The organism is Candidatus Eisenbacteria bacterium (genome assembly GCA_026388185.1).
Lineage (GTDB): Bacteria > Eisenbacteria > RBG-16-71-46 > JAFGJU01 > JAFGJU01 > JAPLKG01.
In genome coordinates, this window is the sequence record JAPLKG010000014.1 from 19806 (window position 1) to 40071 (window position 20266).

Consider the following 20266-nt stretch of genomic DNA (forward strand, 5'->3'; position numbering starts at 1 on the left):
TTCCCAAAACGCCTCGTCTCAACTCCCTCATTCGCTTGAGATATACAGCAGTCTTTGCTTGCTGTATATCTATATATGCTACGGGGCTCCGTTAATCAGATAAACGTAGCGGGCGCGAGACTTCGGCTTCCCTCCGGCGTCTCGAGTGTGTACCGCGTTCCCACGACTGCGCACAGAACAAGAAAGAGCAAGGCCGGCTATCATAGACGGCCCTCACTCAGCTTGATGTTACTTCTTCTCTCCTGGCACACCTATTCCCTAACGTTCCACCTTTGTTTCCCACGCGCTCTCGCGGACCGACGTGCTTCTCGGTGTAGGCATAGGCAGGCTTGTTGACCTAGTTTTCCAGCTGAGGGCATTCCAGCAAGCAGCAAGGGGCCGCGCCTTGGTTCACCCATTCTCTGCGGGCCGCAAGAGCCTGATCGGGAACGCGTGGAGGCAGTGAGATGTGATACCGACTGAAGTGTGCCTTGCCGTCATCCGAGTACTCTTGCGGAGAGAGGGTCTTCGGCAATAGAAGCAGTTTGGCGACAAACTAATCGGGGGGGGATCTACATTCTCCCCCCCCAATTAGTTGTCATCTGAAATGGCCAGCTGTCAATACTGACGCGATGTTACTTACCGGAGATCTTAGTATCTCCGATAACCCCCGCTGTCTCTATCTCCTCTGTCTCTCTGCGGCTTCGCCTCGTCAACTTTCAGGTTGCGGCCTTTGAAATCCGTGGAATCCAAACCTTCCTTCGCCTTCTCGGCCTCGGCAACGCTTGACATCTCCACAAATGCAAATCCCTTACCTTCGATTACGTTGACTTGCTTCACCACACCGTAGGTGGAAAATAACTGTTCCAGTTCGCTGCTGGTTACAGAGTAACCAAGATTTCCTACATAAAGCTTGCTAACTTGCATTCTAGTCTCCTGTTCTTGAGTGTCTCTTCAGTTCAATAATGTATGTCTCGGAGGGAGAAGCAAAATAGCAATTTGAACCGACCAAATGGCAACATTACTACTCTCCAGAGAATTGCATTGAGAACTGTGTTCAGAAACGTGTTTCAGATGAATCGATCGATTTTCCTTGCCACCTCCAATAGTTACTAGCCATTTCGTGTGAAAGAATCTCGTGAGATACACTTTGTCTTTAGGTTTTGAATCAGAGGGGGCTGAATGAGTGAACCACGAAGGCGGATGACAGATGGGCACTTGCTGCAGGCTATCGTCCTTCTTATGGAGGCTGACTCAACCTATCTCTTACGTCGCTTTGCCAGCTCGGAAAAGCTCTCAGAGCTGCCAGCAACCCTCGATTAGGGGTTGAAGTCATACTGCCTCAGGCTAACATGATTGTCAACTGCCAATTCCCCTTAGGTTTTTGATCTCAAAATGGTCCGTCTCTTCCCGTGTTCAGACCTTGTGAACGGAGTTTCAACGGAGCTAGCCAACATACTACAGAGAGATGCAGCACAATCAAGGTGAAAGCTTGACGATACCCCACAGCCCTCGTCTCCATGCATGGTTGGTCAGCATCCTTGGCGTTGCGGCTACCATTCTGACTATACATCTAATCCATAGTCGGAGGGTTCGTTATCTGCGCCGCAAAGCCACTCAAGAATGACGCGAATACTGCCAGTGGCGAGGGCAATGCTCGAGTCCGCCGCGCCGTAATACAGGTTGAGGGTGTCGCCATCAGCGGCGATAGTGTAGCCACAAGGAAAGACAACATTGTCCACATCACCGTGTCGCTCGTACGGTTCTTCAGGGCCGAAGACCCACTCGTCGCCGCGCTTCAGGCAACGTTCAGGTGTTTCCAAATCAAACAGAGCGAGCCCAAGTCGGTAAACACCACCAGCACTTGTCTGCCGCACACCATGGTAAATCACCAGCCAACCCTGCTGGGTTTCGATGGGTGGTGCCGAGAGACCGATTTTGTTCGCATCCCACCATCCACCACGCCGGGCTTCCAGCATAATCTTGTGGCTGCCCCAGTGCCGCAGGTCGGGCGAATAGGACATCCACATGTGTGCCCTTGGAGAACTGACCGGACGATGGATCAAGGCCCAGTTGCCACCAATACGATGAGGCAACATGGCTGCGTTTTTGTCTTCCGGTGGCATGATCACCCCATACCGCTCAAAGTGGCGGAAATCTTCCGTGAACGCCAATGCCACACCGGGCCCGTCGCGCGTGTAGACGATATAGACAACGGCATACTTCCCTAATTCGGGGATGTGGGTGATGCGCGGGTCTTCAATGCCCCACAATTCTTCCGGGAAGTGCTCGGGGTCAGGCAACAAAGTGGGTTGTGGGTCAATCTGCCAGCTATCCACACCATTGGCGGAGCGGGCAACGCAGAAGTGGGAATGGCCGCGCCGATCTTCCACGCGGCACAACAGCAGGGTGGTTCCATCCGGTGTCAACGTAGCGCCGGGGTTAAACACGCTAGTGGCCGGATAGGGCCAATCGGCGGCAGTCAAGATAGGATTGGACTTATGCCGACGAAAAAGCTCGGAGCAACGATGGCTCATCTTGAGATCGTGCCTCCATAGATAGAACTGTATTCTCAGCCAGACGCAATTCCAGCAGGGCCTGAAGAAAAGCTAGTGTAGATTCCGCGCCCTGATTCTCGTTCGGACGGTCGGGATGGAGACCGTCACGGCAACCACCCGTTGTCGGATCGTAGACAGGCAGGTTCAGGTCGTTACGCCCAAGGAACCACTCAAAGGCGCATCGGGCTTCCTTGCGCCAACTCCTGTCACCTGTGACCTGGTAGGCTTCGAGACAGGCGGAGACCGTAGCTTGCGCCTCCACCGGCTGTTGATCGAACCGGGCACGCTCACCGCTCCGCCGATAAAAGCCGTTGGATCCGATGGGGACGAAATGCCCCCCTTCCTTGTCAGCGCGCTGTAAGTTGGCCAGCCAACGGAGCGATTCCAGTCCGGCTTCGGTCATGGCGTCATTCGCCATTGATTGGCCGCACATCAGCAATGCATGGGGCAGCGCGGCGTTACAATAGGTCAGCCCTTCTTCGTACCAGCACCATTCATCCGAGCGGTGGCTTTGATACAACCTCAATAGCCGCCCTGCCAATTCCTCCCTCACCTGGCTGGCCCGGCGGTCACCTGCAAACCGCCGGAGATACTCATGGATACCGATGAGCGAGAAAGCCCAGGCCCGCACGCCAGTCGTGTCGAGGATGGCGGGCAAGGCCTGCTCAAACAGTCGGCCTGCCATGCTATGCAAGCTTGTCGTGTTAGAGCGACCCAAAACGGTGCCCAAAGCCCACAACGCGCGGCCGTGACTGTCATCTGAACCGCCATCCTCCAGCCAGTAGCGCTGGTAATCCATAAGATTGCGAAAGCGTCTGGTCTCAGTATGGAAGGCATACCAGATGAAGGCCAGATAACGGGAACCTAGTTCCAAAGCCTCGCTGTTACCCAATTCCTCTAGAAGCGCGCTCACCATCACTGCGCGTGCATTATCGCCAGTAGTGTACCCCTCGCGATAGTTAGGCACCGTGAAAAGGGCACGTTGCAGCACACCGGTCTCGTCCGTCATATGATGTAAGTGATCGAGTTTGAGGGGAGGCAATTCGCCCGGGCGTTTGTCGAGGGGTTTGACCGCGAAGCCCGTGGGAGTGAAATGCCGGCGTTCTGCTTTCGCACGTTCAAAGCTCTCCATGTAGCGGCGCGCCACCTGCGGCCAGATCATGCCTCGTCCAAACAGATAGGCCCGCTTGCGCATGGCATGGCGCTTGGCCTCATTATCCAACAGATAAATCACTTGCTCGGCCAACGACATAGGATCACGAAACGGCACCAGTACTCCCCGTTCTTCGGCCAGCATTTCTTCCGCATACCAATATGGTGTCGAAATCACGGCCCTGCCCGCCCCTATGGTGTAGGCCAGTGTGCCCGAAGTGATCTGCGCCGCGTTGAGATAAGGCGTGATGTAGATGTCCGCTGTGCTGATGAACTCGACAAGTTCCTCCAAACTGACAAATCTGTTGTAGAAGATCACCTGACCTTCCACGCCTTTCTCCTGCGCCAGCCACTGCAGGGACAGCCGGTACGTTTCGCCGTCCTGTCGCATAACTTGCGGATGGGTCGCACCGAGGATGATGTACACTACATTTGGATGCTTGGCCAAAATGGTTGGCAGGGCGGCGATAACATTCTCGATCCCCTTATTCGGTGAGAGCAAACCGAAGCTGAGCAAAACGATCTTGCCCTCGGCTCCAAACAGGTCTTTGTGAAAACTCGGATCCACAAATGGCACATCGGGGATGCCGTGCGGGATCAGATCAGTCTTCTGCGGCAGCACACCATAGACCTCCTGCAGGAATTCTGCGCCGCGCTTACTCATGACGACCAACCGATCGGACAGGGCCGCAACTTCTTCCAGCACGCGGCGTTGATCCGGGTCAGGGTCGCGCAGAATGGTGTGTAAGGTCGTGACGATGGGCATACGCAATTCACGCAAAAGGGCCAGGATGTGACTGCCCGCCCGTCCACCGAAGATGCCATATTCGTGTTGTAGGCATACGAGGGATACGTTGTTGATATTCAGGAAGTCGGCGGCACGACGGTACGAATCGACGTCCTTCTCCGTCAGTTCAAATCTAACGCGGGGCGGGTAGACGTAGCCAGCCTCGAGATCGTTGACGGGCAGGGCAATGCACGTTGTTCCGCCATATTCGCCGGCGATGGCTTCACACAAGTCCGTGGTGAATGTGGCGATGCCGCACTGGCGCGGCAGGTAGTTGCCGATGAACGCAATGCGGTTGATGGTTGAATTGGTTGCGCTTTGTTCCATGCCGAACATCTCCTTCCACGACTCCCCCCTGAATTACCTCTTGCCCATGAACGCAGAGAGGCGGCTACCCTAGTGACCGCCTCCGGCATGTCCGGACGAGAATGGGGCCGGGTGTTCTCGATATGGATGTCAAGTCGCCAGTAATCACATCGTCAATCAATATGCCAGACGGTTAGGATTGGGCCTGGCTGCGTTTCTCGCTTAACTTGCAAGGCGATTGCGAGGTTGGGGGTCGCCATGAATTGTGGCGAGCAGGCTAACTTGAATTATCCTCAACTAGATGATCTGACGCGGTGACTGAATCCAGCAGCATAGGTAAAGCCACCTATCAGCTGCATTCGCCTGATGCACCGCGCATCATATCACCAAAGTATCGCCAACGCAAGCGAAAACGCCCGTGAAGCGCTCTAGGATCAAATGGCAAGGGTCCGACCTATGTCAGACCCCTCAAAGCGAGTAATTGTTAACTGCGCGACACCGTTACAGGCTTAGCACCGTAGTGCGGTCTCGGCCTTCTCAGCTCTACCCGCTTAGCATACACCCCCATCGTTTGCCCCAAGTTCGGACCGGACCTCCGGCAAGCTTGGACTTTTCCACTGCGTGGGTTTAATCTCCCGTGCACAGTGTGCCTCGGCAGACCATCCTCCATACAGAACCCTCGGGCAAAATAGCAAGAGGGACCGGAGTGTGACCGGCCCCTCGCTACAGCAACCTTGGCCCCCCTCGTCTGCAGCCTGCATGGCAAGAGGGGCGTGCGCTTGGCTACGACACTGACGCTGAATCATTCTCCATAGGATTCAATGGCTTCCTCGAGCGCACGGCGAATCGGTGCGTATCGAATTCCCAGTTCCCTCTCGGCCTTACTACCGTCGACTAGGGGAGCTTCTTTCATTGTCCTAATCTGATCGAGGGACATTCCCCAGGCGGGCGGCTTCTTGGTCAACCTAGACAACGTTGTCAGAAGACCCGCCATTGCAACAGCGAGCGCGTCCGGAAGGCTCAGTTTTGGCAGCGGCACGCCGGAGATCTCGCTAATCATCGCGTTGATCTCACCAAAGGTCAGGTTCTCACTGACCAGCAGGTACCTCTCTCCCATGTTATCCCGCTTCTCCGCAGCTCTTGTGATTGCTTCTGCAACATCGGCCACGTGAACAAAGGGGAACGACGCACTACGCAGAACCGTCGCGGGCATTCGGCGATGAATCAAGTCCTGAACGTACTGACCAGAGGGCTTCTGATCTCCAGGCCCTAGAACCGCACCAGGATAGACCACCACGAGCGGAAGTCCTTTCTTTTCGCGAAGATGCCAAGCAACGATGTCGCCATCGAACTTGGTCCGGGCATACTCGCTAGACCGAACAGGCCCAACTGCCGTGTCTTCGGTCACAGGGCTCTTCGCCGGCTTCCCGTAAACAGCAACGGAGCTTACGTGAACCACCTTGGAAACGCCGGCTTCGAGTGCGCTCTCCATGACATTCCGGGTACCGCCAACGTTGACATTTCTGTAGTCTCGAGGGTTGGCCGTCCAGAAAGAGTAAGCGGCCGCTGCATTGATTACGCAATCACAGCCCGTCATGCCTTTGAATAGAGATGCCCTGTCGGTGATGTCCCCGCGGACGATCCGAACGCCAAGTTCCTCTAGAACGCTCGTGTTGCTCGATGGCCGCGCTAGGCAGCGCAACTCGTGTCCCTTCCCTACGCAGTGCCTGACCACGTGGGTTCCCATGAAGCCCGTTCCGCCCGTCACAAATATCTTCGTGTGTCACCTCCTGCGGAATCTCGCAGTATGCAAGCTCTCGACGCAGAGAGAACATAGCTCTCACTTCACCTCACAACACTAATTCCAACGCTTCTGTTTTGGCAGACGTTGCAACTAGGCTGACAGTGCGGCATTATATCACACCGGTGCGGTACCACCAAACCTGAGCTTGGCAATCCTCGACCTTCTCAGCTGCAACCTCCTCACATGAAACCCCATCGTTTGCCCCAAGTTCGGACCGGACCTCCGGCAAACTCGCAATCAGGACTGCCAGATCGGCACGACACGCGTCACTCAAAGTGCTTGACGCGCGTACCCAAAACGGGTACGTTCGTACCCGAAATGGGTACAACAACGGCAATCGACAGTCTCTCTGCAGTCCTCTTCGGAAAAGCCCGACGAGCGCTCTTGTCTTTGCTTTTCACTCATGTTGACCAACTCTACTACATCCGACAGATTGTGCGCATTGCCGGAGTCGGCCAGGGAGCAGTCCAGCGAGAGCTTACGCAGCTCACTCGCGGCGGCATCGTGACGCGAATTGCTCGTGGAAGGCAGGTTTACTACCAAGCGAATCGGCAATGTCCCATTTTTCAGGAATTGCGTTCCATCGTGGTGAAGACGGCGGGCCTAGGGGATTTCCTGAGATGCGCTCTTGAGCCTCTGGTTTCCAAGATCAAGATTGCTTTTGTGTATGGTTCGATGGCGTCAGCGAAGGAGCGCAACAGTAGTGACGTGGACATCCTTATCGTGGGTAATGTGTCGTTCGGCGACATCGTGTCTCTGCTGGGTCCTTTGCAGGAGACCTTGGGGCGAGAGATCAATCCTTCCGTCTACTCTCGCGCCGAATTCCGACGAAAGCTCTCTCAGCACAACCACTTCTTGCGTAGTGTCACCAATGGGGAGAAGCTCTTTATTATAGGAGATGAACGTGACCTTGCGAGAGTGGCTAGATAACGGCTGGCTTGTTGAACACAAGACGAGCCCCGAGGAGATAGCCAATCTACTCGGCCTAGCTGATCGCGACCTGGCAAACTGCCGAGCGCTCGGCCTGAGTCGGACTGGCTGCTGACCATTGCATACAACGCCGCGTTGCAGGTCGCCACTGCCGCACTGGCCGCTGCAGGCTACAGAGCCGCACGAGATTCACATCACTATCGCGTCATTCAGTCATTGGTTTACACGATCGGTGCTGATCCGAGTTTGGTCCTCCAGCTGGATCAGTTCCGGAAGAAGAGAAACGTATCTGCCTACGACCGAGCAGGTGCGGTGTCCGAGCGAGAAGCCAAGGAGATGATTACTCTTGCTAACCGAATGCGGCAAGATGTCCGGGACTGGCTTCAGGCAAAACACCCGGAATTGATGAAAGGCAAGTAAAAGGACGCTGCCGGATCGCTCCTGCCTCCCACGCTCCCGGGGGCCTCAAAAACGCACGCTCCTAACCCACACTCTCCTCAGTGTCGGTACGTTGACGATACGGACCTCCGGCATGGCAACGTAGGGCCCAGACCCACCTCAAAATCGAGGCCTCAACTGGACCAGTTTTCGGGGGGGACGTCACCTAAGGCCTGTGTGGTCTGCTAGCGCCCAACATGTAGTATCCGGAACTGTGTAACATATTGCACCAACTTATCCTTGCAGTACATCACAGTTTCATTCCCAAAACGCCTCGTCCCAACTGCCTCACTTGCTGTCTATCTAGAATTGCAGTGGCGCGAGACTGCGGCCCTCCAGCGTCGTGAGCGTGAACACCGTTCCCACCACTGTGCACCGCGTTCACAGCACACAGAGTCATAGTGCTATAGTCATGCGTCCGGCACTTACTTCTTCTTCAGAAGGGTCAAGCCTTCATCTATTATTGTCTGCAAGGGATATGAAAGATCGTCAACTGTCATCGACATAGTGGTCTGGCTGACATAGCCGCTACGCGCAAACGCTCCTTGGTTCGTTCCGCTATGGTAGAAGCCTATGGTAAAACCGCCCTTAGTGCAGTACATAACTTCTGTGTAAGGATCCCTAGAAGTTCCTTCCCATTCGCTCGCTAAGTTTGTCATATATGTAATGGCAGCGGAGAGCCTTTCAAGCTCATCCAAGTCCAAGAAGGAAACATCTGAGTGTTCATAACTCCCAGCTTCTGTGATTTCAACATGCAGGCCTCTCAAGCTCTGAGCTTCCACACCGGGTTGATCCACAATCAATGCATCGAATGCAATCTTGCCCAATCCGCTGACCTCTCCGAGAGAATAAGAGTCCTTGACAATCAGATTGCCTTTCTTGGCGAGGAAGGCTTCCATCCTCGTTGCAGGCTCTCTTGGGGCGACTTCCCTCTTAGCCTGTCCAAAAACTGCCGTACGTGGAAAGAGGAGCGAACACAGAACCCCTGCTATTAAGAACCATCTGAACATCACAGCCTCCTTTTGATTCTCGTGGATGCCATTCCCACCACTGTGCACCGCATTCACAGCTGCGAAGCCAGCGTTTAACGCAAAAAGCGCCATCTTCCGCGTGGCCACGAAGTCGCCTGCGTCGAGGCGGTAACTGGTGCGAATCTAGCTTACTCGCCCGCTAGTATTCAAACACCGCTTATTGCCGCGAGTTGCTGACGAACAGCCTGTTTGATGAAGATTCTGATACAGCCCTCCCTTGTGCATCCGTAACAACAAAGTTGCTTTCACAAGGGTTGGACAATAGAAACTCGAGGACCATTTTCATCTGCGGTCCACGTTGACCTTCTAAGGGGCCGTGCATCCTCAGTGTGCCGTGTGGACTACTGATCCTCAGTGGCCAAGAACCAAAGCGACAATAGGAAGTAATGTCGATTGCCTGAGTGCAAGGGGCGTTGGCACATTCACCTTGAAACGTCTGTTTGAATTCACGCACGCAAGTGTCGCCAAAATTGAAATTCACTGGACGATCGTACGGGGCAAAACTATATCGTGCATTGACCCTCCACCGTGCTTCACGAACTCGACACTCCGGAATATTCAAAGTGTAGGAGAGGGCGAACTCATTGATAACGATCCTCTTGTAGATATTGCTTCTGGCATCAAACACTACAGAATTTGAGTCCCAGCATCCTTCTTCGTCGCACGGCGGGAAAGTACCACCGCTTCCTCCTTTGATGTCTGCGTACACTGTGGAATAGGATGAGTAGAAAGCATCTATGTCAGCTATTCTCCCGATTGGAGCAAAGGCATAGATTCTCAATGCTCCTGCCAGATTGACGATCGCGCTATCCCCCCTAGCTCCAACCGATGGCCATATCAGACAGGAATCCTGAAGGAGCACATTCTTGTTTTTGTCTCGAGCCCACCCCTGGATCTGTCTCATTGTGTAGTAGCTAATGGCTCCGACTTTTACCGCCACAGCTGCCATCGACTGCCTTGGCCGATAGCCTTCCACAGGATGACTGGCTGAGGAAGCGGTAGGCACTTGAGCAAGTGCCTGACTCTTCGCCTCGGTGGAGCATGAAAGCACTAGCATGATGCCCAGCATGAAGAAGTACACGAATCTCCCGGTCATTGTTGGTCTCCTTCCTTGTTCTACTGAACGACATAACTCTTTCCCGGACCCGAGATCGCCGGCCGCTACGTTCAAAATAAGTCTGTCGGTTCTTCTGTATATGGCAAAACCGCATCGCCGAGAATCAACCACCTCCTTACAGTATGCAACCTTCACTCAGGCAGACAGGATGCGATCCTGCCAACAGAGAACAGTATACCAACCGTCCTCGGTTGAAGAATTGTGACATGGGTTGCAGTGTCCTCAATTGACTTGCGTATCAACGCTCACTTTCAGTTAGCCGCAGCTACGATTTGAATCAGGCTACTAATTGTGAGCAAAGCCACTGACTCTGAAGGTTGCTGCGAAGAATGCTTCACACAAAGGTGAATGGCAACGAGTGGAACACACGGTCAATTACTGTTCTCAAATCATGTACCGCGCACTATATCACCAAAGTATCGCTAAGGTAAGCGAAAACGCCTGCTGGCTTAGAACCTCGGAAACGGCGAGTACCTGTAGGCCCTCACTGTGGCACATCTGGTCGCTCTACCTTACCCCATGCCCTATCGGCGGCCCTCGAACACAAACTACACCCAGCACCACCCGTCGCCAGCAGCAAGATGGCGTGATCGCGCACGACATGGAGCACGCTATTCGCGTAGCTTGGGGCCAATCGAGTCCCCGAGGTCGTAGTACTCCTTCATGACCGTCGTATCTTCACGAAACGTCAAAGCCAGTCTGTACATGACGTCCGCAGACTCTGAGAGATTCCCGTATTTCATCGCCCTCTCGTAGGAGGCCACCGCGGAATCCAGCTCACCGAACGCGAAGTACCGATCCCCCGCCCGTTCGTATCGCAGGCGCGATTGACGGGGTTGATACCAGAACGCGCAGACAGAAACGACGATCAGCAGCAGCACCCCCGCCAAAACGGCTCGACGCCTCCGGTTCGCGAGTATCGTTCGGCATTTCGATAACGTCTTTTCGAGCATACCAAGCACTCCTCTTCCAAATCTTGTGCAAAAACCTAGGTCGTCTGTCGATAGAAACAGCGTCCCCTTTTCCGCCCGGCTGGGACAACGATCGTCTACCGCGACGCTCATCTTGAAGAACCCCCACGGATATCCGCCGGCCGGTTGAGCGGCTTCTCCGTGGCCGGTCTTAAGTGACCGCTGACACAGCCGCCGATTACTTCATCACGTGCCGAAGGTCAAGAGAGTTCGCAGGAATCCCGAGCACTCCAAGCCCATTATCAGTTCGCGGGTTGCAGATCACCGACAGTCCGCAGTCCTCCTCGGCGGCAGTGCCTTACCCGTATAACAGACGAACTCATAGGAAGCGAGTAGTCTGGTTTAGGCTCTCCACGCGGAGCTGTAACACGGCCACACCGTTAGACGCTCACTTCGCTTTCCAAGATGCATCCACCTGCTGCGCATTTTGGACTTCGTTATTGATCAATGCCAATTTGCCAAAGACGCTTCGGCGATATTCCGCGACCATATTATTTTGCAGTTCGCAGCGCCAACGCCGCCAAGATCTATATTGCCTTTCCCTCGCGTGATGAACTCAAGCCTGAAGTATTGCCCTGGGCAGGCTGCCCATTCAAGGCTATGTTGTCCGGCAGCCAAGTCCAATGAAACGCTCCCGCCGGGTTTGCGGAGATATGGATATTCGTAATTAACTCCACGCACCAACACCCTAGAACCTACACAGCCCGGACCATTAATGTATGCGACCCTTGCGTTCTCTACTCTCGTGTTAATAGGTATTTGAAGGATAACGCCTTGCCCTCTCGACGTAAGAATAACAGACTGATATCTGAAATCGCCGGTGTAGTATTCTGCATTTTCATAAAGCGTCTTCGCAAAGGCAAGAGACGGATATGTCCTCCCTGGTTCTGTTGTAGGAAAATCTGGACGAATATCCGATATCAGTTGCAGCACTCGCTCCAGTTTTGTCTCAAGCACATCTTTGTCACCAAGAGTCGCTATTTGCGAGCGGCATACAACAAGGACGTTTCCCGTATCTTCGACAATGGCTTGGTACTCGCGATCCAAAGCAAATCGCAGAGCGTGTGGTGAGCTACGAATTATCGCGTATTGCCTTTCCTGCGCATGATGCTGCAACACCCGAAGATCGATAGTAGCTGCGGTAGTGGCAGAGGACCCAACCATGACACGAGTAGACACAGCCGACTGAAAGGTTATAGTTGTATCGGGTTCTCTTTCGGGTCGCATCCCCTCGTTGATTTGCGCCTGTGGATGAGCACATCCAAGCACCGAAGCGAATGAAACCAGGAGGAGCAAGAAGAAGGCGATCCTTATCGCAGGAAAGCCTGAAGGTCCAAATGAGTTGCTCCAAGTTTTGCCTGACATTCCAAACCCCCTTTATATCTGCACAAGCATGCCTGCATCTCGGAAGGATGACGTAGAGAACAGATTCGAGGGCTCTCCCACGGGGGTGAATGACAGCGCTGAGTCTTTCTATGGCAGGTTGAATGAATCCTGTCCATTGTAATCCCCTGATCTACATTTGGCTGTCCAACGACGGCTTATGCCGTTTCTGGATGACTACCTCAGGACAACATATCACCAAAGTATCGCTAACGCAAGCGAAGACGACGTCGCGCGCTATAGCCACGCAATCGGCGAGTACCGTTCGGTCCTCACTGTCAACCGGACCAAGACAGCCTTGCGAGTCTTCTTCCGCTTCCTCAATGATGCTGGTTATCTCAGCGACAATCCGGCAAGGCTCATCCGTTCGACGCCGACTGACAGGAGAATACCAAGCTACTTGTCTATCGACGAAGCGAAGAGATTGCTCGGCACAATTGCCAACTCTGACAGCGCCATTGCCAAAAGAGACCACGCGACGTTCTCGCTCCTTCTCGGCACCGGCATCAGGCTCGGCTCGCTCGTCGGCCTGAACGCCAGTGACGTCAACATCGCTCAAGGGACCATCACAATCAGAGCAAAAGGCGGACGGGAGGAAACCGTGTTCCTTAACCAGCAACTCTGCCGACTGCTCAGGCAGCACATCGATGCTTCGGCTACAGGCGATGGACGTCCGCTCTTCCGTTCCCGCAACGGCGGCAGGCTTGGGCCACGCCAGGTCCAGCTGAGGCTTCGCCACTGGCTTGAAGTGACTGGCATCACAAAGCCACTCTCAGTTCACTCGCTGCGTCGCACCTTTGCCGCAAGACTGTACTCTAAGACTGGCGACCTGCATTTGGTACAGCGTGCCCTCGGACACAGGCACATCACAACCACCGAAATTTACGTCAAGGTCGAGGACAACGCACTCAGAAAGGCGCTTGCAAACATGTGACACTCAGAGGGGCTGTTTTCTTTGCCAGTTCCAGCATCCCATAATCGGCACTATACGAAGCTGGGCTTAACGGGGCTGGTCGCGCCAGGTGACTGAGAGATATTCGCCTCTTGAGATGGAGTAGATATGTGATAGTGATTTTCGCTTGTGTTAGCGATACTCTGGTGATATAGTACGGCCGTGAGTCAATTGAAAGTGACTCAGCACATCGGATCTCTGACTTTGATAATGGCGGATGCACCAATGTTTCGTGGCCCTGCACGATTCGTGCGTCTGCAGAGGAGGTTGAGCCCTGCCGGGTTTGCGGTGGGGCTTTTCTGTCTGGTTGGAGGTGGACGAGCTCATCTCGACTGATTCCCGAGTGTCTCGGTCGAGGTTTGCTTCGGGTCGGGAGCCATGGATTTCCCTTGGTAGTAGGAGGTGTGCCGATGAGACAAAAGCTAGTGGGTCTTCTCATCCTGCTCGTCGGGATTACGATGACAGCGGCTGTTGCTGGAGCCAAGGAGATCGAGAGACGGGTGCCCATCATCGACGATGGAACCAGTATGCTTCCGGTAGGTCGCGTGTACGGCGTGAACGCGGCCATGCAGGGTACGGACACGTTCTACTATGGTGGAACGGTCATATCCGGTGGTGATACTCTCGCTGCCGCGCCTAGTGCTGCTGGCTGGGCGAACCGGAAGATGTGGTCGTGGAGCCCCAGCGGTTTTAACGGCACTCCGCACAGCGGCCTCAATATGGACGGCTGGCGCGGCGTGGACCGAACGGATCAGGTGGAAGACTACATGCACGTTGCGAGCAGCACGAGCACCGATCCCTATTACAACATTGGGGATTGCGTGATTGCCGGCTACAAGTCTCTGTTCTGCGGTATGACAAACCAACAATGTGTCGATCTCTATTTCAGTGATGTCTCTGGCACTGGCTACGCCAACGACATGTACCAGATCGTTGTCACACCGACTTACGCCTACAATGCTGACGATACGATCACTCTTGCTTATGCATACCATAACGAGACTGAGGCTGGTCATGACTACAGCTATGTAATATTACAGAGTTATGACAGCGACGCCGCTACGTGGACCGACTACTACACCTTGGGCACGTACGACGACGTGGTGAACGGTACGGACAGCATAGACGTTGCTTCGTACATGGCGGGGTTGTCTCCACCGGTCAATTTCCGCATCGCGTTCAAGTTTGACTCGGACGATGGGTACTCGGACGAGGATGGCCACTATCCAACCGAGTGTGGTGGTCTGGAGATCGACAACTATGTGCTCACCATCAACTCGACGCCTGTGGAAAGCGAGGACTTTGAGTCCGTCGCTGACGGTAGTTTGCCGACTGGGTGGGAGCATTACTATGCCGGTTGCGGCGACTATGCTCACGTGACGCACGTCAACGATCTGCCCGTTCTATTGAGCCAGGATGTTTGCTACACCTGGATTGGCCCATCGTGGTGCGAGATGGCGGACAGTGTGTTGGTGTTTTACGATGAGAACAACCTTTCGTACGCGCATCCGCTCCGTCAGGACAACTATGCGTATTCGCCGGTGATTGATTTTTCGGCGCATCCTGGTCTGCCTGGCAAGCTGTTCAGCTGTGAGAGGTTTGGGTATTCGCCGCTCGTCATGTACATCTTCTTCTACTACGAGTGCAGGTATGCGCCTGCGTCCGAGTCAGGTGGATGGAGTGGCTGGTTGAGCGACGGTTACGTTTACTACACGAGTGAGACAGCAGCGTGTCGTCCGTTGACCTACGACGTATCGACGTTGATACCGCCGACAGCGGAGAAGGCACAGATTGCATACGGCGTTATCAACCTTTGCGATGAGGATCCGTGGGGATACGGAGACTGTTCGTACACTTGTAACGCGACGCCGTACTTTGACAATATGTCGTTTGGTTTGTACGGGTCCGACGTTGCTCCGTACATCAGCATGAGAGAGCTGGATTATTTCCAGGATCAATTCTCAGAAGATGGAACGCTTAACCCGGCGAGCACTGCTGACACGAGAATAGCGAGTTATTTGGGTGACCTCAATCCGCCGGTCTTTGGCGACACGATGGTGTGCCGTGGTGGTGCGGATGACATGCAGGTGTGGTTGACCTTCCGTATGGCGAAGGTAAGCCCGCTGCAGCCTACCACCAACGCGTTCTTCACCACGTGGTTCCCGACAGCGACTACTGGTGCATGGCAAGAGGCCAGGATGGATACGGCTGCGATTACCGCTCTCTCCGGCACGGAGACCCGTAGTGTTCCCGGCATCTGGATGACCTGCTTCCACGAGAGCGATCCTATCAGGCTTGCGAACGGTTTGGCGGAAGGTACGGAGATACTTCCGAACAACTTGTTTGTGCCTGGTACGAGGGTTGAATATTTCCTCAAGGCTCGTTACACGGGATCGAGCTACTGGTTCTTGCTACCTGACACGACTGGTGGAGTTTCGGAGGAGTTTGAGATTCTGCCGATGATGAGGGACGTCGGTGAGGGTGGCGTGGAGTGGCCGTGCTTGATAGTTGCAGATCATTTTGGTCAGAGAGGCAACTGGGGTCTGAGGAACTCTGACAGAATTGCTCAGCACCTGGCAGCCAACGATTACGAGTACGACATGTTCAACAAGCTGGGTCCTACGAGTGACTTGAGGAATGGTATTGCTCGTTGGGCGGCTAACACCGGCCAGATTGGTGGGCCTGGGACTTACAAGTACAACTGGGGTCCTGGCGCGACGCCAGAGCAGCTCCGGGGCTACACTCACTGCATGTTGAACGCGGGTTCGCAGTACTACCACAGCATGTATGAGCAGGACGTTGACCTGATCAACAGCTGGTTGGTCAGTTACTCATGCTATGACTTTCCTAGGTTCTTCTGGTTGAGTGGTAATGCGGCTGCGAGATGGTTGCACAACCAATCTACTGCCAGTAGGACGTTCCTGAACAGCGTTCTGGGCACTCAGTACGTGACCAGCAACTATGCGTCGAACACGAATGACTACACTTACTGTCTGCCCATCAGAGGGTTGGCAGGTTCGTTGCCCGACACGACGTTGTTTGTGGCTCGTTCGAACGGGTGTTTGAACACGTTCAACTGCATCACGAGCATCAACACTGGTATTAAGGAGAGAAAGTTCGACTCGTCTGCGACGGCCAGGTACGCGGCAGTCAGCAACAACGTTGCGACTAATGATGGTACACACTACAAGTCGTTGGTAGAGGGTTACGACAACTGCTTCGTCAGGACTGACGGTTCCCTCGGCTATCCTGCTTGCGGAAACGACAACGTGCTGACTGGCTGGTTTGCCAGCGTGTTGGGTTGGGGCAACTACGCCCCCAATCTGCTTTGCAATGAATGTGACCCGTACATTCCGTATCCCCCCTATTGCACCGTGCAATGGGAGAATCTTGTGAACGACGATAAGGCGTTTGTCTGCCCAACGGCTTCTTCGGAAACAAGCTCCATTCATGTGGTCGTCCGAAATCGGTTTGGCCGGCCTTTGTCTTTACCCGTCACCGCGACCTTCAACTCCAGTTGTGACATGAAGCTCTGTCGAGAGGTCTATGCTTGGTCCGACCATTCGGGTGAGGCAACCCTAGTTATCCCTGCCGGTTTGGACAGAAGTGATCAAACTGAGTGCTGTTCCATCAGGACGAGGGTAACATGTTTCCAAATGCCACTCTTCGACGACACGAGACTGTGGTTGTCGCCGGACCTAAACGCCGATGGCACTGTAGACGCTCTTGACGCGGCTATTCTCTCTTCTGACATATCGACAAGCGCTTGCAGATCTGACTTCAACTGTGATGGTCTGGTTGATAGTCTGGATTCGGCCATCTTTGGGTGCCACGTGGGACACACGTGTACGGGAGTGGTCGGCATAGACAAGGGGCTCACGGGCGTACCGCTTGTAACCGCGATGGCGCAGAACTACCCCAATCCGTTCAATCCTGTGACCGAGATCAAGTTCTCGCTCGCGAAGCCGGGGAGAGTGGTCGTGCGGATATACGATATCGTGGGTCGCCCGGTTCGCACCCTCATCGATTCTTGGCGAGAGTCCGGCGTGTACAGCGTGCTCTGGGATGGGCGGGCGGATGACGGCGTGGCACTGCCTTCCGGCGTCTATTTCTGCTCGATCAAAGCAGGCGACTTCGCGGCCAGCCGGAAGATGGTGATGCTGAGGTAACTGGACCTACGAACCAGACACAATCGAGGGGCTGGTCGAGTGCCGGTCCCTCTTGCATCATCAAGCAAAGACTGTATCTGGTCGAAGAGAATGGTCACAACATTGTGGATTGCCAGAGACCCGGCCCCTTACGCGGCGCAGTCTTCCGGCTGGCTTGGCGCCGCCGCCTTCCCGTTGCTCTTCTTCGCCTTCTTTGCAATGTCTCTCACCTCCCCTCTAACAGCTTTTTGTGCAAGCAGTTACAATGACTGCCCAAGTCCATGAACGCTCTGGGGACGAGAAATGGCAAGCTAATTGTGAGGCTCAGGCAAAGATTCTTTCAGCGGGAAAGCTGGGCAGAAAGCGCAGGGGAAGGGGCGCTTTGCGGCTTGAACGCAGGCGACCCTGCTCAGATGTACGTCGGGCTGGAGTTCTTCAAAGAAACCACGCAAGAGCCGAGGATTCGAGGTGACGGAATCGATTGGAGAGGATGTACAGGTATGAACAGAGTTATCGCTGGTGGAAGCCACGTTTCAGTTGGCACGCACCGGTTACACAAGGTGAGTACTCATCCTTTTGGAAAGCAAGACTGGCCTGGTAGTGGCTACCCGGTGATCGACATCAGAGGTCGGTGGATGGGTGACGAGCACCGCGCGTCCGATAACCCCAGCCAACGTCCAGCCGCTGCATGCCGCTGTTAACTGGGGTCAACTGAGTTTCTTGCCTCCAACATCCCAGGCTTGATTAATAATGATGGTATGAATGGCTTCCCTAGGTATCTCTAATGTCCTACCGTCCTCAAGCTTGAATATCACACGGTCCTGCTTGATCTTTCCACTAAGGCGATCATCATTCGTGAGCCATATCTCATCTTGCCTGAATTGTGGTAGATTCATAACATGAACCCACGTTATGTCTTTCGTTCTCACCGGGATGTTGCCAAAAACGGTGGCAATATCAAAAGCCTTGTCGAGGACTGTTCCGGTAATAGAGTCTCCCGTGCGTCCAACGATCATGTCATTCGTGCGCATGTAAATCTCCTCCTCTCCAATTTGACGTTCGGCCCAACCGGCTTGACACTGCACGCCAGCGGCGTATCAAGTCCGCGTTGAGGTTGCGGTTAGTTTCTTGTTGAATGCCTCGGATACTGCACTTGCTAATTCAATAGCATTAACCGTAAGCTAATCTCTACGTTTGTGTGATGGCGAAAACCGCAGCCAATCGCGCTGTTGTACCATCTTCATTTTCTACGTTGATGTCCCATTTGCCTCCTGGCTCTTTATCGATCAGCACTTTGCACTGAATCTTTGTAGCGTTGGATAAAACCTCTGTGCCCACCATCGCTTCACCACCTCGTAGCAAACGAACCGCTCTTGGTGACTTGAACCCTGTCCCCTCTATCTCGAGGCCAAGCTCTTTGCCCTGTGCGCCTTCTCTAGGCGTAATGTCCTGGATCATCGGGGCTGCAGAAACCTCCTCGCGTTCCTTCTTTGCGGCGCTGCTCGGCAGAGTACTGCCAAAATAGAAACTAGCGATGGCTACAACCAACGTCCCTACGGTGGTTATGAGCTGCTGGGCCAATCGTTTGCCCTCATCACTTATCTGCTCTGGAACGTAGACATAGTACCCAGTCCTAGTGGACTCGCCCTTATCATTGTTCTCGTAGCGCGCCGTGAATAATACAGGTTCGTCCTCGGGTATCCTGACATCAGCAGTGTCTGTCACGAATCCCAAATAGTTCATGTTGGATACCGAAACCTTACGGAACAAAAAAATACCGAAAATAATGAACACCATTATCAGGACAAGGGCAATCATTGAACGAATACTCCCCTCGGGAAGACCCAGCGCTTGCTTTGGATCAGCGAGCCTCATCGAACTGAAACCAGCAGCTAGAATGAATAGCACGGTCATCAGAGTAGCAATAGCTACAACAACCATTATCCCCATCATGACTTCGGGGTCAGCGCCTGTCTTTGTGTTGAACCAATATATCAGCACGCCGCCTGCTGCTATAATCAGCAATAACATCGTCACGAATAACAGTGCCATCTTTTTAGATCCGTTCATCTCCGTCCTCCTCCGGCTAACTAGACGTCAAATAGGTAGTTCGTATGATATAAAGCCCGACTACGTCTTATGCCGTTTCCAGATAAGTGCCTTCATAACGTCTTGCTTTCCCAATAACACTCGTTGAACTAAACCGTCAGCTGAGTTCGCCTGATGCAACCACGGACGATATCACCAAAACACCACTGAGGCAAGCGGAAACAACCGTCATATTGTGACAACTTCGTAACAAATGAGCGGCGTTCGGCGCTGATCGTGGCATAGTTTGTTGTGCCTTCGACCATCATCTTCAAGGCCGACAATGCAAGAAGGAGCCTGACGTCTATCAGATCCCTCAACCATCCTAACCTGCAAGGTACTATCTGCCTGAAGCTTCAGCACTCTCGCATATACTCACTCATTTTGCCCCAACTCAGACGCAGCTGAACAGCCTCGGCCTTCTCAGCTGCAACCTCCTCACATAAACCCCCATCGTTTGCCCCAAGTTCGGACCGGACCTCCGGCATGGCGTGAGATCACCTGCTCGGCCCCTACCCGAGCAGGTATGTGCTTCACACAAAGCAACGAGGCCGGACAGTTCATCCGGCCTCTCCAGATTCCGCACAAAACAACAGCACCACAGGTTCGTGAGCCACCACCC

General features: G+C 53.9%; 13 protein-coding genes. 3 read left to right on the top strand and 10 right to left on the bottom strand.

Translation table 11 applies throughout. The features are described from left to right. Positions 1-630: 630 nt before the first annotated feature. From NTX17_07625 to NTX17_07640, 4 genes are all read right to left on the bottom strand, one after another. The gene (locus NTX17_07625; GenBank protein MCX5801237.1) at positions 631-906 is read right to left on the bottom strand and encodes an RNA-binding protein; all 276 of its coding nucleotides are present in this window, start codon (positions 904-906) and stop codon (positions 631-633) included. A gap of 638 nt (positions 907-1544) precedes the next feature. Next, a complete protein-coding gene (locus tag NTX17_07630; protein MCX5801238.1) occupies positions 1545-2516 on the bottom strand; it encodes a glycosidase in 972 nt (323 codons plus the stop codon). After that, positions 2479-4803 (bottom strand): glycosyltransferase family 4 protein, encoded by a 2325-nt coding sequence (locus NTX17_07635; protein ID MCX5801239.1) that lies wholly within the window; start codon positions 4801-4803, stop codon positions 2479-2481. The genes NTX17_07630 and NTX17_07635 overlap by 38 nt, the downstream gene beginning before the upstream one ends. Positions 4804-5584: 781 nt before the next feature. Further along, positions 5585-6550, bottom strand: coding sequence for an NAD-dependent epimerase/dehydratase family protein (locus tag NTX17_07640; GenBank protein ID MCX5801240.1), 966 nt, complete (start codon positions 6548-6550; stop codon positions 5585-5587). 420 nt (positions 6551-6970) lie between these two features. Between NTX17_07640 and NTX17_07645 the strand changes: the two genes are divergently transcribed. Further along, positions 6971-7516 (top strand): ArsR family transcriptional regulator, encoded by a 546-nt coding sequence (locus NTX17_07645; protein MCX5801241.1) that lies wholly within the window; start codon positions 6971-6973, stop codon positions 7514-7516. Positions 7517-8379: 863 nt separating this feature from the next. On the opposite strand, the gene NTX17_07650 is transcribed toward NTX17_07645, so the two are convergent. From NTX17_07650 to NTX17_07665, 4 genes are all read right to left on the bottom strand, one after another. Continuing rightward, positions 8380-9072 (bottom strand): hypothetical protein, encoded by a 693-nt coding sequence (locus NTX17_07650; protein MCX5801242.1) that lies wholly within the window; start codon positions 9070-9072, stop codon positions 8380-8382. 70 nt (positions 9073-9142) lie between these two features. After that, on the bottom strand, positions 9143-10081 hold the full coding sequence (locus tag NTX17_07655) for a hypothetical protein (GenBank protein MCX5801243.1): 939 nt from the start codon (positions 10079-10081) through the stop codon (positions 9143-9145). A 632-nt stretch (positions 10082-10713) separates the two neighbouring features. Beyond that, a complete protein-coding gene (locus NTX17_07660; protein ID MCX5801244.1) occupies positions 10714-11055 on the bottom strand; it encodes a hypothetical protein in 342 nt (113 codons plus the stop codon). A 462-nt stretch (positions 11056-11517) separates the two neighbouring features. After that, positions 11518-12438, bottom strand: coding sequence for a hypothetical protein (locus NTX17_07665; protein MCX5801245.1), 921 nt, complete (start codon positions 12436-12438; stop codon positions 11518-11520). Positions 12439-12616: 178 nt separating this feature from the next. Here NTX17_07665 and NTX17_07670 point away from each other — a divergent pair, with 178 nt between their 5' ends. Next, entirely contained in the window at positions 12617-13390 is a 774-nt protein-coding gene (locus NTX17_07670; protein MCX5801246.1) for a tyrosine-type recombinase/integrase, read from the top strand. 428 nt (positions 13391-13818) lie between these two features. Then, a complete protein-coding gene (locus tag NTX17_07675) occupies positions 13819-17577 on the top strand; it encodes a T9SS type A sorting domain-containing protein (protein MCX5801247.1) in 3759 nt (1252 codons plus the stop codon). Positions 17578-18263: 686 nt separating this feature from the next. On the opposite strand, the gene NTX17_07680 is transcribed toward NTX17_07675, so the two are convergent. Both NTX17_07680 and NTX17_07685 read right to left on the bottom strand, forming a co-directional pair. Continuing rightward, positions 18264-18587 (bottom strand): hypothetical protein, encoded by a 324-nt coding sequence (locus NTX17_07680; protein MCX5801248.1) that lies wholly within the window; start codon positions 18585-18587, stop codon positions 18264-18266. A 157-nt stretch (positions 18588-18744) separates the two neighbouring features. Further along, a complete protein-coding gene (locus NTX17_07685; protein ID MCX5801249.1) occupies positions 18745-19626 on the bottom strand; it encodes a hypothetical protein in 882 nt (293 codons plus the stop codon). Positions 19627-20266: the final 640 nt, after the last annotated feature.